The sequence below is a fragment of the Neorhizobium sp. LMR1-1-1.1 genome, from assembly GCF_040675795.1.
Lineage (GTDB): Bacteria > Pseudomonadota > Alphaproteobacteria > Rhizobiales > Rhizobiaceae > Neorhizobium > Neorhizobium cellulosilyticum.
In genome coordinates this window covers 1042891-1067368 of sequence record NZ_JBEGHE010000001.1, presented here as the reverse complement: position 1 = coordinate 1067368, position 24478 = coordinate 1042891, and the positions used below count along the sequence as shown (strand labels likewise).

Sequence of the window (24478 nt, the reverse complement as noted above, 5' to 3'; positions counted from 1 at the left end):
TTTGAATTCACGGGAGTGACTGAAGCGCCTTAGCGCGTCAGGCGCTTGTAGGCCTGGCTGCCCGGGTTCAGCGCATCCGGACCAAGTCGACGAACCTTGTCCTGTTCGTAGTCTTCGAAATTGCCTTCGAACCACTCGACATGACCGTCACCTTCGAAGGCAAGGATATGCGTGGCCAGACGGTCGAGGAACATGCGATCGTGGCTGATGATGATAGCGCAGCCGGCAAAGGCTTCCAGCGCACTTTCGAGAGCGCCGAGCGTTTCCGTATCGAGGTCGTTGGTCGGTTCGTCGAGGAGGAGAACGTTACCGCCGGCCTTCAGCATCTTGGCAAGGTGAACGCGGTTGCGCTGACCACCCGAAAGATTGCCGACCTTCTGCTGCTGGTCGCCACCCTTGAAGTTGAACGCGCCGCAATAGGCGCGGGAGTTCATGTCGAACTTGCCGAGCTTGATGACTTCCGCACCACCGGAAATTTCTTCCCACACGGTCTTGTTGCCGTCGAGAGCATCGCGGCTCTGGTCGACATAACCGAGATGCACGGTCTCACCGATGCGAATCGAGCCCTCGTCCGGCGTTTCCTGGCCTGTGATCATCTTGAACAGCGTCGACTTGCCGGCGCCGTTCGGGCCGATAATGCCGACGATACCGCCCGGCGGCAGCTTCAGCGACAGATCGTTGATCAGAGTGCGGCCGTCAAAGCCCTTTTTGATGCCTTCCAGTTCAATGACCACGTTGCCGAGACGCTCGGAGACCGGGATGATGATCTGCGCATCGGTCGGCCGAATGTTTTCAGCCGCATCGACCAGCTGTTCGTAAGACTTGATACGAGCCTTCGACTTGGCCTGACGAGCCTTCGGGCTGGATGCGATCCATTCCTGTTCGCGCGACAACGCCTTCTGGCGACCAGCCTCTTCGCGAGCTTCCTGCTGCATGCGCTTGGCCTTGGCGGTCAGGTAGGCGGAATAGTTGCCTTCGTACGGAATGCCACGGCCGCGGTCGAGCTCAAGGATCCAGCCGGTGACATTGTCGAGGAAGTAGCGGTCGTGGGTAATCATCATCACGGCGCCCGGATAATCGCGGAGGTGCTTTTCAAGCCATGCGATCGTTTCGGCGTCGAGATGGTTGGTCGGTTCGTCGAGCAGCAGCAGGTCCGGCTGCGACAACAGCAGGCGGCAGAGCGCGATACGGCGGCGTTCACCACCCGACAGGTTGTCGACGGCAGCGTCCTTCGGCGGGCAGCGAAGCGCTTCCATCGCCATCTCGACCTGCTGTTCGAGGTCCCAGAGATTCTGGCTGTCGATGATGTCCTGGAGCTTGGCACCCTCGTCCGCCGTCTCGTCGGAATAGTTCATCATCAGTTCGTTGTAGCGGTCCAGCACGGCCTGCTTGTCGGCCACGCCTTCCATGACGTTTTCGAACGCGGTCTTGTTGGGATCGAGCTTCGGCTCCTGCTCCAGGTAACCGACGGTCGCACCTTCGGCGAGCCAGGCTTCACCAGTATATTCCTTGTCCTGACCGGCAATGATGCGCAGAACCGTCGACTTACCGGCACCGTTCGGGCCGAGAATACCGATCTTGGCGTCGGGATAGAAGGACAGGTTGACGTTCTCAAGGATCTTCTTGGCGCCATAGGACTTGTTCAGTCCCGACATGTGATAGATGAACTGACGTGCCATCGATAATTAAGCTCCGGGGGAAAGAGGTTTTGCCGCTATGTAGGCGAAGACGCGCCTCGGGGCAATGCGAAGAGCGGGAGAGGTTTTGAAATGAGCTTGGATTTTGGGTGGGAAACGCGAACTTTCCCCAGCCCGACAGGTGCTGAGATCGCCTATCGCCATGCCACCGCCCAAGGCGACGCAAAGGCGATACTGCTGATCTCCCATGGTTTGGCGGAGCATTCGACACGCTATCATCCCTTTGCCGAGGCGATGGCACGTAACGGTTTTCACGTTTACGCTTGGGACCATCGCGGTCATGGCAGGACGGTTGCGCCTGACGCACCGATCGGTCGTTTCGCATCGAAGGATGGCATACGCCTCGTCATTGACGACCTGATGGCCGTGCGCACCCGAGCCCTCGCCGATCACCCCGACCTGCCCGTCATCCTGTTCGGCCACTCCATGGGTGGCCTGATCGCGCTCAACGCCGCAGTCGATCACCCTCGCGATTTCGCCGGTATCGCCATCTGGAATTCCAACTTCAATCCGGGCATGGCCGGCCGCGCTGCTCAAGGGCTGCTCCTTGCAGAACGTGCGCTGAAAGGGTCGGACACGCCGAGCGGCATGCTCCCTCGCCTCACCTTCGGCGCATGGGGTGAAAGTATCCCCGGCCACCGCACCGCCTTCGACTGGCTGAGCCACGATCCGGCGGAAGTCGACGCCTATGTCGCCGATCCGCTCTGCGGTTTCGACGCCAGCGTCTCGCTCTGGCTCGATCTTTTCGAGATGACCTTCCGGGCTCCAAAACTCGTCGATCGGCTGCCAAAAGACCTGCCCATTCATCTGCTCGGCGGCGGAGAAGATCCCGCAACAGATAAAGGCCGGGCCATCCTTTGGCTTTCAGGCCATCTGCGCAAACATGGCTTCAACAATATCATGACGCGCTTCTGGCCCAATGCCCGCCACGAAACTCTCAACGACACGATGCGCATCGAAGCCACGGCCGAATTTGCCGATTGGGCTACACGTATAATCCAGCCAATCAGAATAGCTGCGGAATGAGTTCATGACTTTTCTTCATGTGCGCAGAATGTCGCAGTCCATTATATCGAAATCATGAGTGCATCACCTGCCATGTCACGCCCAATAGCGCACACTGCCAGCATCACCACCGGCCTCGGCCTGATGATCCTGGCCATGCTGGTCGCACCGTTGATCGACGTGTTTTCCAAGCTTGCGACCACCACCGCCTCCCCGACCATGATCACCGCGGCCCGCTTCGTCTTTCAGGGCCTGTGCATGCTGCCATTCGTGCTCTGGGCAGGGTCGTGGCGCTCCTTTTCCTGGCGCATGAGTTTTTATCACGCGATCCGGGCCGGAGTGATCACCATATCCATGGTCTGCTTCGTCGCCACGCTGGCAGTCATGCCGGTCGCAGACGCGATCGCGATCTTCTTTGTCGAGCCGATCATTCTCACCATCCTGTCGAGCATCTTCCTGAAAGAAACCGTGGGTTGGCGCCGTTACACTGCCTGTGGCGTCGGGTTCATAGGCGCAATGATCGTCATTCGCCCGAGCTTTCAGGAGATTGGTTATGTCGCACTCCTGCCGGTCGTCACCGCCTTCTGCGTCGCCATCTTTGCCATGATGACACGTGCATTGGCGCATCGGGAGGAACCCTTCGCGATGCAGTTCCAGATGGCGCTCTGGGGTATCCCGATCTGCGCCGTCCTGCTTTTCGTCGGAGACGCTGGCGATATCGGCTTCCTTGCACCCTCGCTGCCCGGCATCACCACCTTCATGTGGATGGCTGGCGTTGGCGTTTTCGCCGCCCTTTCGGGTCTGCTGAGCGTTTACGCCTATCGGGCCGCCCCCGCCTCCGTGCTCGCCCCGATCCAGTATTTCGAGATTGTCTCTGCCACACTTTTCGGCTGGCTGGTCTTCGGTGATTTTCCGGATCCGATCAAATGGCTCGGTATCTCGATCATCATCGGCTCCGGCCTCTACATCATCTGGCGCGAACGCCGCGTCGCCTCGATCAAACCCGTCACCACAAGCGAAACGACATCGGTAGCCCCCTAACCATGGACATCGCCTCCAAAAAGCCGCCGCTTGCCGGCATCCGCGTCCTCGAACTCGCCCGCGTCCTTGCCGGCCCCTGGGCAGGCCAGATGCTCGCGGATATGGGGGCGGACATCATCAAGGTCGAAAACCCGGAAGGCGGCGACGATACCCGCGCCTGGGGGCCTCCATTCGTCGAAAGCGCCGATGGCGAAAACCTGTCAGCCGCCTATTACCATTCCACCAATCGCGGCAAGCGCTCGATCGCCGTCGACCTGAAGACCGAGGAAGGACAGGCGATCGTCCGCCGCCTCGCCGCGCAGTCCGATGTCCTGATCGAAAACTTCAAGCTCGGCGGATTGAAGAAATACGGCCTTGATTACGAGAGCCTGAAGAAGGTCAATCCGAAACTCGTCTACTGCTCGATTACCGGCTTCGGTCAGGACGGCCCCTATGCCAGCCTCGCCGGCTACGATTACATCGTTCAGGGCATGTCCGGTTTCATGTCGATTACCGGTGAACCGGATGGTCAGCCAATGAAGGCTGGCGTCGCAATCGCCGACATTTTTACGGGCATCTATGCCGTCACCGCCATTCAGGGCGCGCTGATCCATGCGATGAAAACAGGCGAAGGCCAGCAGGTCGACATGGCCTTGCTCGACGTCATGTCCTCGGTTCTCGCCAACCAGAACATGAACTACCTGATTTCCGGCATCTCGCCCGTGAAACTCGGCAATGCCCACCCGAACATATCGCCCTACGAGGTAATCCCGGTCCACGACGGCCATATCATCCTAGCTGTCGGCAATGACGGCCAGTTCCGCCGCTTCTGCCGTATTCTCGGCATCGAGCATGTGGCCGATGACGAGCGCTACGCAACCAACAAGGCTCGTGTCGCCCACCGTATCGAGGTTCGCAGCCTGCTTACCGCCGAAACGACGAAATGGCCCAAGGCCGATCTTCTGGCCGCCTGCGGTGAAAATGCCGTGCCGGTCGGTCCGATCAATTCGATCGGAGAAATGTTCGAGGACCCGCAGGTCAAGGCACGCGGTCTGCGCATCGATCTTGAAGCGGCCGATGGCACGATCATTCCGGGCGTTAGGAGCCCGATCGTGCTGTCCGAGACACCGCTTGCCTATCACCGTCCGAGCCCCAAGGTTGGCGAGCATACGGATGAAATTCTGGCAGAACTGAATGCAATCGAGGAGGAGAGCAATCGATGGAAAGAACCGGGGAAACCACAAAAAGGACCGGCGGCCAGCTGATCGTCGAGGCGCTGAAGGCGAACGGCGTCAAACGGGTTTCCTGTGTACCGGGTGAAAGCTACCTCGCCGTGCTTGATGCGCTTTATGAAAGCGGCATCGACGTCCTCGTCTGCCGTCAGGAAGGTGGCGCAGCGATGATGGCCGACACTTGGGGCAGGCTTTCGGGCGAACCGGGCATCTGCATGGTGACGAGAGGCCCCGGCGCCACCAACGCCTCCGCTGGCCTGCATGTCGCCAAGCAAGATTCGATCCCCGTGATCCTCTTCGTCGGCCAGATCGGCCGCGACATGAAGGAGCGCGAAGCCTTCCAGGAAGTTGAATATCGACGTGCCTTCACCGAATTCGCCAAATGGGTCGGCGAGATCGATGATGCCCGCCGCATTCCGGAATTCGTCACCCGCGCTTTTTCCGTCGCGACGTCCGGCCGCCCCGGCCCGGTGGTGCTGACGCTGCCGGAAGACATGCTGGTCGAAGAGGTCGAGGCACCGCAGGCTCGCTCCTATACGCGTGTCGAAAGCCATCCCGGAAAACAGCAGATCGACGAGTTCGAGAAACTGTTGAAAGCATCCCAGCGCCCGATGGTCATCCTCGGCGGTACACGCTGGAATGAGCAGGCAGTGGCGGATTTCCAGGAATTCGCCAGCCGCTTCAAACTGCCGGTCGGCTGCTCCTTCCGCCGCCAGATGCTGTTCGACCACCTTCATCCCTCCTATGCGGGCGACGTCGGCATCGGCATCAATCCGTCCCTGGCCAAGGAGGTCAAGGACAGCGACCTTCTGATCCTGATCGGCAGCCGCATGTCGGAAATGCCGTCATCCAGCTACACGCTGATCGACATCCCCTACCCGAGCCAAAAACTCGTCCATGTCTTCCCTGATCCGGAAGAGATTGGCCGCATGTATCGCCCGGACCTTGCGATCTGCGCCGGCCCGGCAGAATTTGTCTCGGCGATCAAGGACCTCGAACCTCCGGCCCTGCCGCTTTGGGCCGAGCGAAAGTCGACCATGCACGACGCCTATCTCAAATGGTCGACGCCGCCGGAGACCGGTCCCGGCGAGGTCCATATGGGGCCGATCATGTCCTGGATTGAAGATAACGTCCCCGACGATGCGATCTTCACAAATGGCGCAGGAAACTATGCCACCTGGCTGCACCGCTTCCATCGCTTCCAGAAATACAACACCCAGTCCGCTCCGACCTCCGGCTCCATGGGCTATGGCCTACCGGCAGCGGTCGCCGCCAAACAGCTGTTTCCCGAGCGCGAAGTCGTCTGCTTTGCCGGTGATGGCTGCTTCATGATGCATGGGCAGGAGTTCATCACCGCCGTCCGCTATGGACTGCCGATCATCACCGTACTGGTCAACAACGGCATATACGGCACCATCCGCATGCATCAGGAGCGGGAATATCCGGGTCGCGTCAGCGGCACCGACCTCGTCAATCCGGATTTCGTCGCCTACGCCAAAGCCTTCGGCGGCCATGGTGAAATGGTGGAAAAAACCGAGGATTTCGGACCGGCCTATCTGCGCGCCCGTGAAAGCGGCAAAGCGGCAATCATCGAGGTCCGGCTCGATCCGGAAGCAATTACGCCAGCGAAAACACTGACTCAGATCCGCAACAAAGCCTAAGGCCCAGATTTGAGCATTTGCTCAAAAAGTCAGGAACCAAAGTCTGTTCATGTCGTTGATGCGGCATGGCAAATGAAACAAAACGAAAAGCACTGGGAGGCATGTCGACCTTCGTGGCCGTCATCTTCCTCATCGCAATCGCTCTTGCAGCCTTTTATCTTTTCGGCATGACGCCGGGCGAAGCGTGATCAACAGATACACAAAAAGGGGCTGGATCTTCCGGCCCCTTTTTACATTTTCTGGGATAAAGAGAGCTTGCTTGATTACCGAGCGGTCGGCAATCACAGGCCGAGTTCGCGCTTGAAGACGGCGGACAACCGCGCACAAAAATCGACAGTGATCTGCTTGTCGGACAATGCATAGGCCCGCGTTGCCGTTCGCTGGGCAGCCTTGAAGGCTTTCTCCGTTTCCGCCTGCGGATTAGATGATGTCCCGCGAGCATATTTCAGAAACAGCGACTTCGAATCCCACACCATCGACGGACGCTTGTAGCGAATATCGCAAGCCCGCGCATAAATCATGGCTTGAGCGGCAACATCCAGTTCCGAACCCTGGGGCACGGAAGGCAGAGTTTGAGAGTGCGCCACGGATGCCAGCAGGCTACTGGCGATGCAAATCGTAAGCAGAGGTACTTTCAGCATCCGTGGCGCTCTTTATCAGATTGCGGCGGTTACGATGAACTCGACCTTGTACTTCGGAGCGGCCAGAGCAGCTTCGCTCGTGGCGCGGGCCGGCGGGTTGGCCGGATCAATCCAGGCTTCCCAGACGGCATTCATTTCGCCGAAGGTCGACATGTCGGAGAGATAGATGATCGTCTGCAGGATCTTCGACTTGTCGGAGCCGCTCGCGGCCAGCAGACGATCGACTTCAGCCAGCGCGTCCTTGCACTGGTCGGTAACGGTTTCGCCTTCGCCAACCTGGCCGGCGAGATAAACGGTGTTGCCGTGTACGACCGCGCCGCTCATGCGGGCGCCGGGCTCGATGCGCTTGATGCTCATGGGAATGCTCCTGAATGCTGAGCTTGGAAAAAGCGCGGAGTGAAGGTCACACCGCGCGCGAAAAACGGGTCAGCCCTTGAAACGCTGGGCCTGTTCGTAGATGGCGGTCGAGCGCGCGCCGGACCGGCAAAAGCCGAGCATCGGCTTTTGAAAATCTTCCAGCGCATCGGCCATCTCGGTCACGCCCTCCGGCGTCAGGCCCATGCGGCCAACCGGAATGTGACGGATTTCGAGGCCGAGTTCCTTCGCGCGAGCTTCGATTTCCGCATAATGCGGCTGACCGGGCTCTTCCTCGTCAGGCCGATTGCAGACGAGAGACTTGAAGCCGAGCGCCTTTACCTCGTCCAGTTCCTCAACGGTGATCTGACCGGAGACGGAATACTCGTCGTTGATCTGGCGGATATCCATGGGCAACCTCCATTTTTGTGGCGCCAGCATTACGCGGTGGCTTGACGAGCGTCAACGGCACATAGTCGCATCTCAGACGAAGGCGAAGCGCAGCGCATAGTCTGCGCTCTCGCCTGGCTGAAGCCATTGCAACTCGCCTGTCTTGGCCAGTTCCTCGCGGCCCGCCATTCGATGCGATACCGGTTCAATTCCAAGCACATGCGCCGGAGACTTCTGGTTTCTCCACACCTGCAGAAAAGGCAGGCCATCGGTCTTGAAGCGCACCTTCAATGTCGAGCCGCCGAGCGACGCGATCGGGCCGAGTGCGATTTCCGCCCATTCCTCACCCGTACGGCTTGCCGGAACACAGAACACGCTGCCCGGCTCCGGCCCGAAATCCCAGCGCATCTGGCCACCGTCCAGCATGGCCCCCGTCAGATGCACGCCATCGTCGAACAACCATGCGCCGATATTCATGTGGTACATATGCACTCGCGCCATCGGCCTGGTTCCGGTATTGGTCACCTTGTCCTGCAGGCAGACCTCGCCGGTTGCGCCATCGATCCTCCAATGACGTTCGAGCAGCGCCTCGCCGCCATCCGCCGTTTTAACGGCCACACGGGCACGACATTCGGCCTCCTCCCCCTGCATATCCCAGAACAAAATCTCGGCCGGGTGGGAAGAATAAGAGCCATGCAGCGGATATTTCCGGCCATCCGCGTCGCCGGCAATCGCTTCCGGATGGCGGATATGGTCCGGCCCGCACGTAAACAGAAATCCTTCCAGCGAATGGTCGATACGCGAATCACCATCGTCGGGAATCGCACGGCCGGGAGCGATATCAGTGTCGTGAACAAAGCATTTTCCGATATCCAGAACAGAGCTCTCGTCGAGCTCAAGCTTCGGTCCGAGGGCCGCCGTAAAGGTTTTCATCCACATTTCCTCCTGATGCTCACAACGCGTTTACCCAAGGTGAGCGGAATTTAATGATTCATTCATTGCAAACTGGGATTTTTCCATACAAGCGTCAAAATTAGCTTGTCAGTCAATGCACATAGCAAACGGGAACCAAGCACCCACATTCCCGATTACATAAATGTGCAACAGTATAATCGGTGAGAACGTGAAGCGCTCCGTCCTTTTCAGCATCAGCCTTGCGGCTCTGGCGATCTCGGTCGTTCCTGCAGCAGCGCAGTCGCGTTACGCGCAATATTCCGACCGACCCGTTCTGGTCGCACCAGACGGCGCGATCCTCGACTACATGCCCAACCAGCGGGACATGTATCTCAGTCGCGACGGCGCAGGCCGGCGGGTCTATCTCGACCGATACGGCAATATCATCGCCACGGAAATGCGTCAGGGTGGCAATCGGCAGCGTTATGAGGAGTATCCGCCTGCACCGCGAGGCTATGACAACCGCCGTCAGGCAGGAGCCAATACCTCGCGTTACGACAATCAGGGCGGATACCAGGATTATCGTCAATATCGCCCGGAAGAGCCGGGATCGGTAACCGGCTCCATCGGCGGCTCCGTCACCCGCATGCCGCTCGAGCAGCAGGAACTACCGGGCGTCGATCAGGGCTATTCGGAAGAAGCATCGCTTGAGCCGAACCAGAGCATGCCACCGGCAGATAATCTGCACCCGAACAAGCCGGTCATCACGGTCACGAAAAAACCGCAGGCCGAGATCGCGGCGCTGCAGGTATTTCTCGACCGCGAAGGCATTTCGCCGGGCGTTATCGACGGCCACCTTGGCGATAACGTCAACAAGGCGATTGCAGCCTGGCAGGAAATGACGGGCGAAACGCTCGATCCGAACAATTCCGAGGATATCATGCAGCGCCTCACCTATTCGGGTGGACTGCCGATCGTCGACTATACGATCACCGCATCGGACGCTGCAGGTCCATACGTTGCCGCCATTCCGGAAGACTACGCCCATAAGGCCGCGCTGCCAGCCATGTCATTTACCTCGGTTACGGAAAAGCTGGCTGAACAGTTTCATATGGACGAAGGGTATCTGAAGGCCCTCAACCCGAACGCCGACTTCACCATCCCGGGCACGATCGTCAAGGTCATCAATCCTGGCCAGCCGAAGACAGGTCAGGTGACGCGCATCATCGCCGACAAGGGGCGCAAGCAGGTCTTCGCTTATGGTGCCGACGGCAATCTGATCGCCGCCTATCCGGCAACTATCGGATCTTCGGACACGCCGTCGCCATCAGGCGACCATACGGTGCAGCGTATCGCGCTTGATCCGGGATATACCTACAATCCGAAGATCAACTTCACCCAGGGCAACAACACTCAGATCCTGCAGATCCCGCCGGGTCCGAATGGTCCGGTCGGTACGGTCTGGATTGCACTTTCCAAGCCCACTTACGGCATTCACGGCACGCCGGAACCGTCGAAGATCGGCAAGACCAACAGCCACGGCTGCGTGCGCCTCACCAATTGGGATGCGACCGAGCTCGCAAAGATGGTCAAGCCGGGAACGACAGTGCAATTCGTCGAATAAACAGAACAAGGCATACAAACGTCACAAACGGCAATGGCCGGCTTTCGCCGGCCATATTCATATCAGAGAGTGTATGGAGATGTATCAGGCGACGCCCCGGCCGAGCCCGATCAGCCGAGCGACTGCAGTGCGGGTCATTCTGGTCGGCATCAGCCGCAGAACTTCAGATGCATAGGCGCGAACGTTATCCTTCGCCTTTTCGACATTGCTGACCTTCGACGGATCCATGCTGTAAAGCGTACCGCCGCTCTCAAACAACTCCTTGAAAGCGGTCCGCTCGCCGATCGGCGTTGTAAGCACATTCACACCCTTGGCCGCCAGCAAGCCTTTGATGGCAAGCAGCGCCTTGGTCGTGACCATCGACGTTACTCGCGTCAATACGACCGAATGCGCAATATCCAGCCTGCCCTTCTCCTTCATCATCGCCAGAAGGTCGAGGATTTGCGCAGCCCCCTTGGCATCCATCGCCGAACCCTGCACCGGGATAAACACATGGTCAGAAAGCCCGAGCGCCGTTGTCACCAACGCATCGCGCGCGCCTGCAAGGTCGATGATGAAATAGTCGGTAGCGGAGGCCATTTCCCGCAAGTGGCAGTGAAGTGACGCAACGGTAACCTCCGAGATCACCTCGATATTGCGGACCTCACCGGAGGTCTCCTGCCACTGGCTGATCCAGCGCTGCGGATCGGCATCTATGATCGTGATACGAAATCCCTGATGGGCAAGCTCGGTCGCCAGCAGCAGCGCTGCGGTCGTTTTCCCGGCTCCGCCCTTGGCATTGGCGAAAGATATGACTGGCATTTTCCATTCCTTGGAGGTGACGAGCCGCATCGCTCTGCTGGCATCCCCGAAGCATGGGGCCTTCTCAGCTACATCTTTTCCAAAGATGGTTAATCAGCGGTTAATTCGCAGCCTGGCGCGGCTGCATCACCGTAAACTGATGCATTCGGGTATCAACGGGGCGACACCAAACAGCGATCGCCCCGTTTTCTTGCCCTTCCTGATCAGGCGAGCGACGCCGCCTCCTTGTGCCCCATGGCAAACTCTTCCTCCGGGGAGAGAATCAGCCGATGGCGACCGACGATGGCGAAATAGGCGATCGCCACGGCGAACCACATGACGACCCAGACCACACCCTTGAAGAAATTCGGATCCTGGACCTGATAGATCAGCGTGACGACGGCAATCCCGATTGTCAGAGCAGCACCGGGGATGCCAAGCGGCGAGCGGAACGGCCGCTCGATATTTGGCAGCTTCTTGCGCAGGATGATGAAGGAGATCGCCTGCATGATATAGGAGAACATCGCTCCGAAAACGGCCATGTTCAGGAGCACTGCGCCGATCACCGTCCCGCCCTGCTCCGCGCCGAGCGCGAACCAGATGACCAACATGACTGCAAGACCAACGGCAGCACCGGCCATCATCGCAACATAAGGCGTTTTGTAGACTGGATGAGTAACTGAGAGCGCAGTCGGGAAATAACCGGCACGCGAAAGCGAATAGATTTGCCGGCCTTGCGCGTAGAGGATCGTGTGGAAGCTGGCGATCAGTCCGGTCAGCGCCACGAGCCCGAGGATGACGACACCGCTGTCACCATAAACGGCCTTGAAGCCATCAAGCAGCGGCTCGAGCGCCGAACCCAAATGGAAGGCCCCGACACCCGGCAATGACGGATTGAGAAGCACGATCATGAAGGCCGAGACCATCAGGGTAATAATGCCGAGAATGATCCCCTTGGGCATGTCACGCTTCGGATCGACGGACTCTTCCGCCGCCAGCGGCAGTTGCTCGATGGCAAGAAACAGCCACACGGCAAAGGGCAGCGTCGCAAGAACACCCGAAAAACCGAATGGGAACCAGTCGCCGTTACCTTCGGGCAATTCGATCGCCGAGCCATCCGGTCCAACACCGATATTCAGCGCCCAACGGGAGAAATCCATGTTCGGGATGGCGCTAATCCAGAAGAACACCAGCACCGCCAGAGAAATCAGCGTGATAACCAATGTTACCTTGAACGAAAGTTCCAGGCCGAAAACATTCAGCGCCAGGAATACGCCATAGAACAATATCCACAGAAGCGGCGAATAGGCTGGATCGAGACCAAGGATCGAGTTCACATAAGCCGTGATGAAGGTGACAATGACCGCCGGCGTCAGCACATATTCAACGTTTTCACAAAGACCGGTGAGAAATCCGCCCCACGGCCCCATCGCAGTGCGGGCAAAGGAGTAGGCCGCCCCGGTATGCGGCAGCGCCGGGCTCATTTCCGCGATCGAAAATGTCAGGCCGAGATACATGACCGCGATGATCATGCCTGCCACCAGCATGCCACCCCAGCCGCCGGTCGCAAAACCGAAGTTCCAGCCCGAGAAATGCCCGGAAATAACGGCACCGACCCCGAGCGCCCAAAGCGACCAGACACCGGCATAACGCGACAGACCGCGCTTATCGAAATAGGATGCATCAGCCTTCTTGTAGCTGACGCCAGCAGATGAACTTTCCATTCCCCTTCTCCTGCTCAAAGCAAAGGGCTCCTGCCCCAGCGGCCGGATATGCCCATAGACCGTCAAGACCCGATATTTCGGTGTCCGGACCGCACAGCTTTGACGACTCCCAGGAGGATCTTGTTCGGTTGTTGCCAGATGGCCCTACCGTGTTTCAGACCAGTCGCGATCCCTCGACCGATCTGTTGAAATGCATCATCCTCCGAAATCACGAGGCAGACGCGGCCATTCAGAAGACGACCGGACACCGTAAACGAAAGATTGATGCAAGCATTCTTCACTTTCAAGTTGTCGTCAAATGGAACTTCATCCTGCATCTGGCCAAATTGCGCCTTACGTGTTCCATCCACGACGTCCCGACCCGGTTATCCACAGCCGCAGCCCCGCCGTTTTTGACGATCGCGAAAAAAATGCTTTGAAAGCTGGAGCTTATGGCCTGATGATCCGGCAATCGACTGTCACATACAGTTCACGATACCGCACTACGAGTTGCCGCCGACACGATCAAACCTCAGGAGGACATCCGTGCTCAAGAACGCTCATCGCCTGCTTTCGCTGACGACCGCCGCAGTCGTCGCATCCACAAGCTTCGCTTTTGCCGAGCCGAGCGCCGAACTGATCGCAGCCGCCAAGAAGGAAGGTTCGCTGACGACCATTGCGCTACCCCACAGCTGGTGCGGTTACGGTGACATCATTGCCGGCTTCAAGAAGAAGTACGGCATTGAAGTCAACGAACTGAACCCGGACGCAAGCTCTGGTGACGAAATCGAAGCGATCAAGGCCAACAAGGGCAATACCGGTCCGCAGGCGCCTGACGTCATCGACGTCGGCCTCTCCTTCGGCCCCTCTTCCAAGGCCGAAGGCCTGATCCAGCCCTACAAGGTCTCCACCTGGGATTCGATCCCGGCTGACGCAAAGGATGCCGACGGCCACTGGTATGGCGACTATTACGGCGTTCTCTCCTTCGTCGTGAACACCGACATCGTCAAGGAAGTCCCGAAGGACTGGAAGGACCTCACCAAGTCCGACTATGCCAATTCGGTTGCGCTCGCAGGTGACCCGCGCGGCTCCAACCAGGCCGTACAGGCCGTCTACGCAGCCGGTCTTGCCGGCGGCGAAACCGATGCCACCAAGGCTGGCGAAGCCGGCCTGAAGCTGTTCTCGGAGATCAACAAGGCTGGCAATTTCGTGCCTGTCATCGGCAAGTCCGCCTCGCTCGCTCAGGGCTCCACCCCGATCGTCATCGCCTGGGACTATAACGGCCTCTCCTGGCGCGACACGCTGAAGGGCAACCCGCCGCTCGAAGTCGTCGTTCCGGAGACCGGTGTTGTCGCCGGCGTATATGTCCAGGCAATCTCGGCCTTCGCACCGCACCCGAACGCAGCCAAGCTGTGGATGGAATATATCTATTCCGACGAAGGCCAGCTCGGTTATCTGAAGGGATATTGCCACCCGATCCGCTTCAACGATCTTGCGAAGAACAACAAGATCCCGAAGGAAATGCTCGACGCACTGCCGCCGGCAGCAGCTTACGAGAAGGCCAAGTTCCCGACTCTCGACGAACAGGCCGCAGGCAAGACCGCCATCACCACCAAGTGGGATTCGGTCGTCGGCGCCAACGTTCAGTAATGCATCTCGCCTCCCCGTCTGTCGGCGGGGAGGCTTTCTTTCGTCTCCCACAGAAGCGCTATTTCATGACAACGGCATCATCGTCCTTCATCGACAGACGCACCGTCATCGATTGGCTCGGCATCGCGCCGTTCATGATTTTCGCGCTGATGTTTCTGATCGTTCCGACGCTTTATCTCGTGATGGGAGCTTTTTTCACGCCGGACGGTCAGTTCACCTTCAAGAATATCGCTGACCTTTTCACACCGACAATCCTCTCGGCCTACTGGATTTCGATCAAGGTCTCGTTTGCCTCTTCGCTCGGCGGCGCGCTGATCGGCTTTTTCCTCGCCTGGGCAATCGTGCTCGGCGGCCTGCCCTCCTGGATTCGCTCCGGCCTTTTGACATTTTCCGGCGTCGCCTCGAATTTTGCCGGCGTGCCGCTTGCTTTTGCCTTCATTGCCACGCTCGGCCGCACCGGCCTCGTCACGGTATTCCTGCGCGACTGGTTCGGCTTCAATCTATATTCGACCGGTTTCAATCTCCTGTCCTTCGTCGGTTTGACCGTCACCTACATGTTCTTCCAGATCCCGCTGATGGTTCTGATCCTGACCCCGGCTCTCGACGGCCTGAAGAAGGAGTGGCGCGAGGCCTCGGAAATCCTCGGCGCCTCGACTTGGCAATATTGGCGGATGGTCGCCTTCCCGATCCTCTGGCCAAGCCTGCTCGGCACCAGCCTGCTTCTCTTCGCCAATGCTTTCGGTGCCATTGCCACCGCCTATGCATTGACCGGCTCCTCTCTCAATATCGTGCCGATCCTTCTTTATGCGCAGATCCGCGGCGACGTGTTGCATAACCCGAACCTGGGTTATGCGCTGGCGCTTGGCATGATCGTCATCACCGGCCTGTCGAACATTCTCTATATCTGGCTGCGCATGCGCGCCGAACGCTGGCAGAAGTGAGGGCGACAGAGATGAAGATGACGAAATTCTTCGCCTGGCTCGCTATCGCTATCGGGCTGATCTACTTTTTCGTTCCGCTGCTCGGTACATTTGAATTCTCGTTGCGCATGCGTCGCGGTGAATATTCCTTCGACGCCTATGGATCGGTCTTTTCCGATGTCCAGTTTCAGCAGACCTTCGGCTTTTCCATTCTGATGGCGCTGTTCACCATCGCCTTCGGTATGCTGCTTGTTGTACCGACGGCCTACTGGGTCCGTCTTCGCTTGCCGCAGATGCGCCCGGTGGTCGAGTTTGTCACCCTTATGCCTCTCGTCATTCCGGCGATCGTCATCGTCTTCGGTTACTTGCGCCTCTACAATTCCTCGTCCTACATCCCGTTCACCGGGTCGACATTCGGCACCAACGTGCTTCTTGTAATGTCCTACATCACCCTGTCGCTGCCCTACATGTATCGTTCGGTCGACACCGCGATGCGCACGATCGACGTTCGCACCCTGACCGAGGCCGCCGAAATCCTCGGCGCAAAGTGGCCAACCATATTGTTTCGCTGCATTTTCCCGAATGTCATGTCGGGTGTCCTGTCGGGCGCGTTCATCACGTTTGCGATCGTCATGGGCGAGTTCACAATGGCAGCTCTCCTCAATCGCCCGGCCTTTGGTCCGTATCTGCAGCTTGTCGGCGCCAACAAGGCCTATGAGCCGTCCGCTCTCGCTGTCATCGCCTTCGCCATGACCTGGCTTTCCATGGGCCTCATTCAGCTCGTCTCTCGTCTCAGCAAGATGGCGCCGACCCGCCGCGCCTAAGGAATTCCGCCCATGTCCTTCCTCGTCCTCGACAGTCTCAAGAAGAGTTTCGGCCAGACCCAGGTCGTCAAGGATTTCAACATGTCGATCGACAAGGGAGAATTCATCTCCTTTCTCGGCCCGTCCGGCTGCGGCAAAACGACGATCCTCAGAATGATCGCCGGTTTCGAAACCCCGAGCGACGGCACGATAACCATCAACGGCAAGAACCAGTCGGGCCTGAAAACCAGCCAGCGCAATATCGGCATGGTTTTCCAGGCCTACGCGCTCTTCCCCAACATGAATGTTTTCGACAACGTCGCCTTCGGCCTCAAGGTCGCAGGCCAGCCGAAGGCTGAGATAGAGGCGCGGGTGAAGGAGATGTTGAAGCTCATCCATCTTGAGCACCTTGCCGACCGCTACCCCTATCAGATGTCTGGAGGCCAGCAGCAACGCGTGGCCCTTGCGCGGGCGCTGGCTCCCAAACCCCAGGTTTTGCTGCTCGACGAACCGCTTTCTGCGCTTGACGCAAAAATCCGCGTATCGCTGCGCGAAGAAATCCGCCAGATTCAGCGCCAGCTTGGCATCACCACCGTTTTCGTCACGCACGATCAGGAAGAGGCATTGTCCATATCCGATCGTATCGTCGTCATGAATGCCGGCCGTGCCGATCAGATCGGTACGCCATCGGATATCTACAATCGCCCCTCAACACGTTTCGTCGCCTCATTCGTCGGCACGCTCAATATCATCGACGCGGCAGTAGCCGACCCGGCCGCCAATACGATCCGTATCGGCGAAAACGTCATCACTCTACGCGAGCCTATCGGCGCTCTGAAATCTGGAGAAAAAGTCTCCGTCGCCCTGCGGCCGGAAGCGGGTTCGTTGGCAGAAAGCGCCAAAGGCGATACCGCCCTCACAGGAACAGTCGTCTCGTCTCACTTCCTCGGTTCGGTCGTTCGCACGAAATTCGGCGTCGGCGGCAACAAGATTTCCTTCGACATGTTCAACGCCCCGGACAAGGTCCTTCCGCAGCCGGGCGAAACCGTCACCCTGCGCTTTGCGGCAAGCGACCTGTTATTGATCAAGGATTGATCAACGGCGCTCGTTGGCAGCATCAGTCCTGTTGCCAAACTGCATCGCCATACCAGTGGAATGACCGGAAAAACGGCCTTTGAACCTTGATATGCGGCCTCCCATGCCGCATTCCGGTTGGCGCTATCTCCCTGAGCGGGAGCCCACCCCGTACCTTCAGTTGAATACAATGTCTTCGATTACCTCATCGGCTCCTTCGAGAGCCGCACCGCGCCGTCTTACCTCTCAGGATTTCAGAACCCTCGGCCTCGCGGCGCTCGGCGGCGCCCTGGAATTCTATGATTTCATCATCTTCGTCTTTTTCGCGACGGTGATCGGCAAACTGTTCTTTCCGCCGGACATGCCGGAATGGCTGGTGCTGATCCAGACCTTCGGTATTTTCGCAGCCGGTTATCTCGTTCGCCCGCTCGGCGGCATCGTGCTTGCCCATTTCGGCGACATGTTCGGCCGCAAAAAGGTCTTTGCCTTTTCGATCCTCTTGATGGCGCTGTCGACGCTCGGCATGGCTGTCATGCCGACCTATGCGACGATCGGCGTCCTCGCCCCCATCCTTCTCGTATTGATGCGCATCCTGCAGGGGGCAGCCATCGGCGGCGAGGTTCCAGGTGCATGGACCTTCGTGGCCGAACACGTCCCTTTCCGCCGTGTCGGCTTTGCCTGCGGCTTTCTGACATCAGGTCTCTCATTCGGCATTCTGCTTGGCTCGTCCATTGCAACCGTAATCAACACGGTCTTCACGCCGGAAGCGATCGCCGATGGCGCATGGCGCATTCCGTTTTTCATCGGCGGCATTTTCGGCCTCCTCTCTGTCTGGATGCGTCGCTGGCTGCAGGAAACGCCGATCTTCGTCGAGATGAAGGCCAGCCGTGCGCTTGCTCCGGAACTGCCGCTGAAGACGGTCCTGCGCGACCATCTGCGCGGCGTCGTCATCTCCATGCTGCTCACCTGGATCCTGTCGGCAGCAATCGTCGTCACGACCCTGATGACAGCAACCTTGCTGCAGAAAATCTACGGCTACACCGCCCAGCAATCGCTTGCTGCCACAAGCTTCGGCACCCTCTTCTTGATCTTCGCCACATCAGCGGCCGGCAGCATTGTCGATCGCGTTGGTTCGGGGCGTTTCTTCACGATCGCCGGTGTCGTCTTTGGAGCAGCCACGTGGGCCTTCTACAGCTTCGCTGCAACGTCGATCACCCTCATGTTCGCGCTTTATGCGGTCATGGGTCTGGCGGTAGGCCTGGTTGGCGCAGTGCCCTATGTTATGGTTCGTGCTTTCCCGGCCCGCGTCCGTTTCACAGGCCTGTCCTTCTCCTACAACGTCTCCTACGCCATATTCGGCGGTCTCACCCCGATTGGCGTTACCACCGCGCTTGCCATCAACCCTATGGCGCATGCCTGGTATCTGCTGTTCATCGCGGCATTGACGGTCGGCATCGGCATCTACCTGATGCTGCACGGCGACAAGGTCGAGTCCGAAGCCGGCATCGAGGAACTGACAGCGCGGTTGGCTAAAGCCTGACCGCAAAACTGAATGCGATATGAAAAGGAAAAGCCGGAAAATAAAACTTTCCGGCTTTTCTATGTGATCATCGGAAACCAAGCCTGGCAGAAAAGACCGCTGCACCGCCATCCTCAAGAGAGGCCGCGGCTGGACTATGACTGGCTCAGATAACGTCCAGCTTCATTGGAAGATACGAAGTTCTGATCGCTCATCCTGCAGTGAGTATTATCAACAGAAAAAATTCAAAATATAATTCATCTAAATTGACCGCGAAAATAATATAGAAATATAAAATAAAAATACAAAAGCACCACCGCAAGACGCGAGAATTCCATGAGAAATCATTATGAAGTCTTGGATGCATTGCGTTTCATTGCCGCCACTGGCGTTCTTTTATTTCATTTAGCACATTGGCTGAACATACCCTGGCTACTTCCCAATGCCGGTATAGCCGTCGATTTCTTCTTCTGCCTCAGCGGCTTTGTGATGGTCGTGGCATATCAGCACAAAATAGGTTCCTCCTCCGACTTGTTGCCATTTCTGCGAGTGAGGGTGCTGCGACTTTGGCCAATGATCATGCTCGCGACATTCATGAGTGCCAGCTATCTCGTCGCAAAGGGATTTTTGTCATCTGACGCCCCAACCATCCCCATGGTCCTGGAAGCAGCCAGTTTGTCGTTGATTTCCGTGCCCTATATGGATGCGCCCGTCTCTATCGGCGGCCCTCAGGTATTCCCTTTGAATGGACCACAATTCTCGCTGTTTTTCGAGATTTTCGTGAATATAGTCTGGGCGGCACTCCTGATCACCCTCCCTCGAAGGTTCTATCTGATCACCTGCGCCATCCTAATTCCTCTTTCTGGCGCCTGCCTTTATTATGGCTTTGGTGGTGATACGACTGCGAATTTCTGGTTGGGTTTCCCGCGGGTAATATGCTCGTTCTTCGTCGGCATTCTGGCCGCCAATCTGTTGATCAAAGATTGGGACCCTGGCGTTTTGGGTCGCAGACTATTCGTCGCGCTTCTTTTGATGACTGCACTTTTAGTCATCCTGCCGATACCAATGGGTCGGTACGCGACGATCTGGACGATTATCGTATCACCGATACTTGTCGTCCTCGGCGCCAAACAGCAGCTGCCGTCAAGACTGAAAGCAGCCGCCACGTTCAGCGGAACACTTTCGTATCCGATCTACACTCTGCACTACCCACTCTTCTGCTGGTTGAACGGTATTTTCGTCATGATAACAAAATCGCAGGGAGGCCTGTTGGAAGCGGCCATCCTGGCCCCCATCATAATAGCGATCTGCTATCTGGTCACAATCAGGATCGAATTGCCCGTCATGGCCGCGCTCAAGCGCGCAAACGCGCCAATAGTAAAAAGCCCTGCCTGAAAGCTTATGAGCCGCGCGCAGAAAGCCACAACGGCAGACGTGCCCACGATATCCCACACCAGCACCAACCATGCCAGCTATGGCTGACGGAACATATTTGGCCGATAAATCAACATGAGATGTCGGAAGGCTCATCGAGCCCTCCGACAAATCGCTTTTTTGTTCAACCGTTAAGCGGCGTCCTCAACAGCTTCCGCAGCCGCACCGCCGGGTACATAGTTCAAGACCGGCCCCAGCCAGCGCTCGACCTCTTCAATCGCCATCCCCTTGCGCGACGCATAATCTTCCACCTGATCGCGCTCGACCTTTGCGACACCAAAATAGTAGCTGGCAGGATGGCCGATATAGATACCCGAGACCGACGAACCCGGCCACATGGCATAGCTTTCAGTGAGCTCAACACCAGTCGCATTCGTCGCATCGAGCAACGAGAACAAGGTAGCCTTTTCAGTGTGATCCGGCTGGGCCGGATAACCGGGTGCGGGACGAATGCCCGCATATTCCTCGTGAATCAGCTCGTCGTTACTGAATGCCTCGTCTGAGGCATAACCCCAGAATTCCTTGCGGACGCGTTGGTGCATGCGTTCGGCGAACGCCTCCGCGAAACGGTCTGCCAGCGCCTTGACCAGGATCGAGGAATAATCGTCATTTGCCCGCTCGAACCGCTCGGCGATCGCCACTTCCTCTATACCCGCCGTGACGACGAACCCGCCGACATAATCTGCCTTTCCGCTATCGACCGGCGCCACGAAATCCGACAGCGCCACATTCGGCCGCCCGTCGCGTTTCGAAAGCTGCTGGCGCAGGGTAAAGAAAGTACCAAGGTCCTCGGAGCGTTTTTCGTCGGTAAACAGGCGAATATCGTCGCCGATCGAATTTGCCGGCCAGAAGCCGATAACCGCCCGCGGACGGAACCACTTTTCCGCGATGATCTTCTTCAGCATCGCTTGGGCATCGCTCCACAGCTGACGCGCTGCCTCGCCCTGCTTCTCGTCCTCGAGGATCGCCGGATAACGACCCTTCAGCTCCCATGTCTGGAAGAATGGCGTCCAATCGATATATTGGGCCAGTTCCTCAAGATCATAGGTCTCGAACACTTTCTTGCCGGTGAACTGCGGCTTAACAGGCTCATAGGCGGCCCAATCCACCTTCTCCGCATTGGCACGGGCACGGGCAATCGGCAGGCGCAATTTCTCGCGTTCATTGCGGGCATGCGCCTCGGCAACTTTCGCATATTCGCCACGGATGCCCTCGACATAGGCCGGCTTCTGCTCTTCCGACAGCAATGCCGATACAACACCCACCGCACGGCTGGCATCGGTCACATAGATCGCCTGCCCCTTTTCGTAACGCGGATGGATCTTTACCGCCGTATGCACACGGCTGGTCGTAGCCCCGCCGATCAAGAGCGGAACGTCAAAACCCTGGCGTTCCATTTCGGCCGCCACATGCACCATCTCGTCGAGCGACGGCGTGATCAGACCGGAAAGCCCGATGATATCGACCTTCTCGGCCACGGCCGTTTCGAGGATTTTCGTCGCCGGCACCATCACCCCGAGATCGATGATCTCGTAATTATTGCAGGCAAGCACGACGCCGACGATGTTCTTGCCGATGTCATGTACGTCACCCTTGACGGTCGCCATCAGCACCTTGCCGGCCGACTTGCGCTCGTCGCCGCCATTAAGCCGTTTCTCTTCTTCCATGTACGGGAGCAGCACGGCCACCGCCTGCTTCATGACGCGGGCTGATTTCACCACCTGCGGCAGGAACATTTTGCCCGAACCGAACAGGTCGCCGACCACGTTCATACCGGCCATCAATGGGCCTTCGATAACATGCAGCGGACGCTCTGCCTTTTGCCGAGCCTCTTCCGTATCTGCCTCGATATAGTCGGTGATGCCGTTCACCAGAGCATGCGACAGACGCTCTTCGACCGGCTTTTCGCGCCATGCCAGGTCCTGAACCTTGGCTTCCTTGCCCGGTCCGCCACGGAACCGCTCTGCGACCTCAAGCAGCCGCTCGGTGCCGTCGGCACGGCGGTTCAGTACGACGTCCTCGCAGGCCTCGCGCAGTTCCGGATCGATATTCTCGTAAATCGCCAACTGGCCGGCATTGACGATGCCCATGTCCATCCCTGCCTGAATGGCATGGTAGAGGAACACGGCATGCATCGCCTCACGTACCGGCTCGTTGCCGCGGAAGGAGAAGGACAGGTTGGAGACACCGCCCGAAATATGCACGAGCGGCATTCTTTCGCGGATAGTCCGCGTCGCCTCGATAAAGTCGACGCCGTAATTGTTGTGCTCCTCGATACCGGTCGCGACGGCAAACACGTTCGGGTCGAAAATGATGTCTTCCGGCGGGAAACCCGCCTGTTCGGTCAGGATCTTGTAGGCGCGAGTGCAGATCTCGACCTTGCGCTCATAGCTGTCGGCCTGCCCCGTCTCGTCGAACGCCATGACGACGACGGCGGCACCGTAGTTGCGCACGATTTTGGCATGCGCCAGAAACTTCTCCTCGCCTTCCTTCAGCGAGATCGAGTTGACGATCGCCTTGCCCTGCACGCATTTAAGGCCAGCCTCGATGATCTCGAATTTAGACGAGTCGATCATCACCGGCACACGGGCGATATCCGGCTCTGCGGCGATCAGGTTGATGAATTCGACCATCGCCTTTTCCGAGTCGATCAGGCCTTCATCCATATTGATGTCGATGACCTGCGCACCGTTTTCCACCTGGTCGCGCGCGACAGCCAATGCCGCCGTATAATCGGCATTGGTGATCAACTTGCGGAATTTCGCCGAGCCGGTGACGTTGGTGCGCTCGCCCACGTTGACGAAGGGAATGTCCTTGGTCAGCACGAAAGGCTCGAGCCCCGACAGCGACATGAACGGCACATGTTCGGGAAGCGCCCGCGGCGGATATTTGGCCACGGCTTCCGCAATTGCGCGAATATGGTCCGGCGTCGAGCCGCAGCAGCCGCCGACCACATTGACGAGACCTTCGCGGGCAAAACCCTCCACCTGGCGCGCCATCATCTCCGGCGTTTCGTCATATTGTCCGAATTCGTTCGGAAGGCCGGCATTCGGGTAGGCGCAGATGAACGTGTCGGAAACGGCAGATAGTTCCTGCAGATGCGGCCGCATCGCGTCGGCGCCGAGCGCGCAGTTCAGACCGATGGTGAATGGATTGGCATGGTTGACCGAGTTCCAGAAGGCGGAAGGCGTCTGCCCCGACAGCGTGCGGCCGGAAAGGTCGGTGATCGTGCCGGAGATCATCACCGGCAGATGCACGCCCTTCGCCTCGAAACGCTCTTCGCAGGCAAAGATCGCAGCCTTGGCGTTCAGCGTATCGAAGATCGTCTCGATCAGGATGATGTCGGCACCACCATCGATCAGTCCGTCGATCTGCTCGCCATAAGCGATACGCAAATCATCGAAGGACACGGCGCGATAACCGGGATTGTTGACGTCGGGCGAAATAGAAGCGGTGCGGTTGGTCGGGCCTATAGCGCCTGCGACGAAACGGCGACGGCCGTCTTCTTTTTCGGCGCGGATTGCAGCACGGCGGGCGAGTCGAGCACCGTCGCGGTTCATGTCATAAACCGCGCCTTCCATCTCGTAATCCGCCTGCGCAATACGTGTAGACGAAAACGTGTTGGTTTCGAGAATATCGGCACCAGCCATAGCATAACGATAATGGATGTCCTCAATCGCCTGCGGCTGCGTCAGGATCAGAAGGTCGTTATTGCCCTGCTGATGGCAGGCGCAGCCGATAAAGCGCTCACCACGAAAATGATCCTCGTTGTAACCCAGCCCCTGGATCTGCGTACCCATGGCACCGTCGATCACGAGAATGCGCTCACTGGCGGCTTTTTTGAGAGCTTCCAGAATTTCTGCGCCATTACGGCGAGCACCTTCGGGACCGAACAGTTCATCGAACAAGGCAGACACTCCTGATAGAGATCAAGGCAATATCCATAATCATATAAAGATACCTTTATGTGAAGTCCAGCACATACGTCGCAATCGCTGTCGGATTTGTCGCAACGGCCAACGGTCCGATTTATGCCAGATTCGCCGATGACAGCTATGGCCGCAATGACTATAGCCT

20 protein-coding genes are annotated in these 24478 nt (G+C 58.0%); 12 read left to right on the top strand and 8 right to left on the bottom strand.

The features are described 5' to 3' along the window. Positions 1–29: 29 nt before the first annotated feature. Entirely contained in the window at positions 30–1679 is a 1650-nt protein-coding gene (gene ettA, locus MRBLMR1_RS05020; RefSeq protein ID WP_148147594.1) for an energy-dependent translational throttle protein EttA, read from the bottom strand. A 90-nt stretch (positions 1680–1769) separates the two neighbouring features. On the opposite strand from ettA, the gene MRBLMR1_RS05015 reads away from it, so the two are divergent. The 5 genes from MRBLMR1_RS05015 (at position 1770) to MRBLMR1_RS04995 (ending at position 6803) form a co-directional block, all read left to right on the top strand. Beyond that, a complete protein-coding gene (locus tag MRBLMR1_RS05015; RefSeq protein WP_183685864.1) occupies positions 1770–2723 on the top strand; it encodes an alpha/beta hydrolase in 954 nt (317 codons plus the stop codon). A gap of 72 nt (positions 2724–2795) precedes the next feature. Next, positions 2796–3743, top strand: a complete 948-nt coding sequence (locus tag MRBLMR1_RS05010; protein WP_500063790.1) for a DMT family transporter — start codon at positions 2796–2798, stop codon at positions 3741–3743. A gap of 2 nt (positions 3744–3745) precedes the next feature. After that, positions 3746–4987 (top strand): succinate--glutarate CoA-transferase, encoded by a 1242-nt coding sequence (gene caiB / locus MRBLMR1_RS05005; RefSeq protein WP_148147591.1) that lies wholly within the window; start codon positions 3746–3748, stop codon positions 4985–4987. Beyond that, the gene (locus tag MRBLMR1_RS05000; protein WP_148147590.1) at positions 4942–6615 is read left to right on the top strand and encodes a thiamine pyrophosphate-binding protein; all 1674 of its coding nucleotides are present in this window, start codon (positions 4942–4944) and stop codon (positions 6613–6615) included. The genes caiB and MRBLMR1_RS05000 overlap by 46 nt, the downstream gene beginning before the upstream one ends. A 65-nt stretch (positions 6616–6680) precedes the next feature. Next, complete coding sequence (locus tag MRBLMR1_RS04995; protein ID WP_280518259.1) at positions 6681–6803, top strand: hypothetical protein; 123 nt, start codon at positions 6681–6683, stop codon at positions 6801–6803. Positions 6804–6896: 93 nt separating this feature from the next. Here MRBLMR1_RS04995 and MRBLMR1_RS04990 read toward each other — a convergent pair whose 3' ends face one another. The 4 genes from MRBLMR1_RS04990 to MRBLMR1_RS04975 form a co-directional block, all read right to left on the bottom strand. Then, positions 6897–7256: a hypothetical protein gene (locus tag MRBLMR1_RS04990; RefSeq protein ID WP_148147589.1), complete on the bottom strand. Its 360-nt coding sequence runs from the start codon at positions 7254–7256 to the stop codon at positions 6897–6899. A gap of 15 nt (positions 7257–7271) precedes the next feature. After that, positions 7272–7613 (bottom strand): RidA family protein, encoded by a 342-nt coding sequence (locus tag MRBLMR1_RS04985; protein WP_112457847.1) that lies wholly within the window; start codon positions 7611–7613, stop codon positions 7272–7274. 69 nt (positions 7614–7682) lie between these two features. Next, positions 7683–8021: a protein tyrosine phosphatase family protein gene (locus MRBLMR1_RS04980; protein WP_148147588.1), complete on the bottom strand. Its 339-nt coding sequence runs from the start codon at positions 8019–8021 to the stop codon at positions 7683–7685. 72 nt (positions 8022–8093) lie between these two features. Continuing rightward, positions 8094–8933, bottom strand: a complete 840-nt coding sequence (locus tag MRBLMR1_RS04975) for a DUF4432 family protein (protein ID WP_148147587.1) — start codon at positions 8931–8933, stop codon at positions 8094–8096. 163 nt (positions 8934–9096) lie between these two features. On the opposite strand from MRBLMR1_RS04975, the gene MRBLMR1_RS04970 reads away from it, so the two are divergent. Continuing rightward, positions 9097–10518, top strand: a complete 1422-nt coding sequence (locus tag MRBLMR1_RS04970; protein WP_148147586.1) for a L,D-transpeptidase — start codon at positions 9097–9099, stop codon at positions 10516–10518. 84 nt (positions 10519–10602) lie between these two features. Here the strand turns inward: MRBLMR1_RS04970 and MRBLMR1_RS04965 are convergent, their stop codons facing one another. Together MRBLMR1_RS04965 and MRBLMR1_RS04960 are read right to left on the bottom strand one after the other, a co-directional pair. Further along, entirely contained in the window at positions 10603–11319 is a 717-nt protein-coding gene (locus MRBLMR1_RS04965; RefSeq protein ID WP_148147585.1) for an AAA family ATPase, read from the bottom strand. Positions 11320–11522: 203 nt separating this feature from the next. Then, the gene (locus MRBLMR1_RS04960; protein WP_183685862.1) at positions 11523–13022 is read right to left on the bottom strand and encodes an amino acid permease; all 1500 of its coding nucleotides are present in this window, start codon (positions 13020–13022) and stop codon (positions 11523–11525) included. 525 nt (positions 13023–13547) lie between these two features. Between MRBLMR1_RS04960 and MRBLMR1_RS04955 the strand changes: the two genes are divergently transcribed. The 6 genes from MRBLMR1_RS04955 to MRBLMR1_RS04930 all read left to right on the top strand — a co-directional run bounded on the left by MRBLMR1_RS04955 (position 13548) and on the right by MRBLMR1_RS04930 (position 20362). Then, on the top strand, positions 13548–14651 hold the full coding sequence (locus tag MRBLMR1_RS04955) for an extracellular solute-binding protein (RefSeq protein WP_148147583.1): 1104 nt from the start codon (positions 13548–13550) through the stop codon (positions 14649–14651). 65 nt (positions 14652–14716) lie between these two features. Then, entirely contained in the window at positions 14717–15592 is an 876-nt protein-coding gene (locus MRBLMR1_RS04950; protein WP_148147582.1) for an ABC transporter permease, read from the top strand. Between the two features lie 11 nt (positions 15593–15603). After that, complete coding sequence (locus MRBLMR1_RS04945; RefSeq protein ID WP_148147581.1) at positions 15604–16395, top strand: ABC transporter permease; 792 nt, start codon at positions 15604–15606, stop codon at positions 16393–16395. Between the two features lie 12 nt (positions 16396–16407). Further along, positions 16408–17469, top strand: coding sequence for an ABC transporter ATP-binding protein (locus MRBLMR1_RS04940; RefSeq protein ID WP_148147580.1), 1062 nt, complete (start codon positions 16408–16410; stop codon positions 17467–17469). Between the two features lie 169 nt (positions 17470–17638). Continuing rightward, positions 17639–18988 (top strand): MFS transporter, encoded by a 1350-nt coding sequence (locus MRBLMR1_RS04935; RefSeq protein ID WP_183685861.1) that lies wholly within the window; start codon positions 17639–17641, stop codon positions 18986–18988. Positions 18989–19303: 315 nt separating this feature from the next. Then, positions 19304–20362, top strand: coding sequence for an acyltransferase family protein (locus tag MRBLMR1_RS04930; protein ID WP_148147578.1), 1059 nt, complete (start codon positions 19304–19306; stop codon positions 20360–20362). Positions 20363–20532: 170 nt separating this feature from the next. Here MRBLMR1_RS04930 and metH read toward each other — a convergent pair whose 3' ends face one another. Further along, the gene (metH, locus tag MRBLMR1_RS04925) at positions 20533–24309 is read right to left on the bottom strand and encodes a methionine synthase (RefSeq protein ID WP_148147577.1); all 3777 of its coding nucleotides are present in this window, start codon (positions 24307–24309) and stop codon (positions 20533–20535) included. Between the last annotated feature and the right edge of the window lie 169 nt (positions 24310–24478).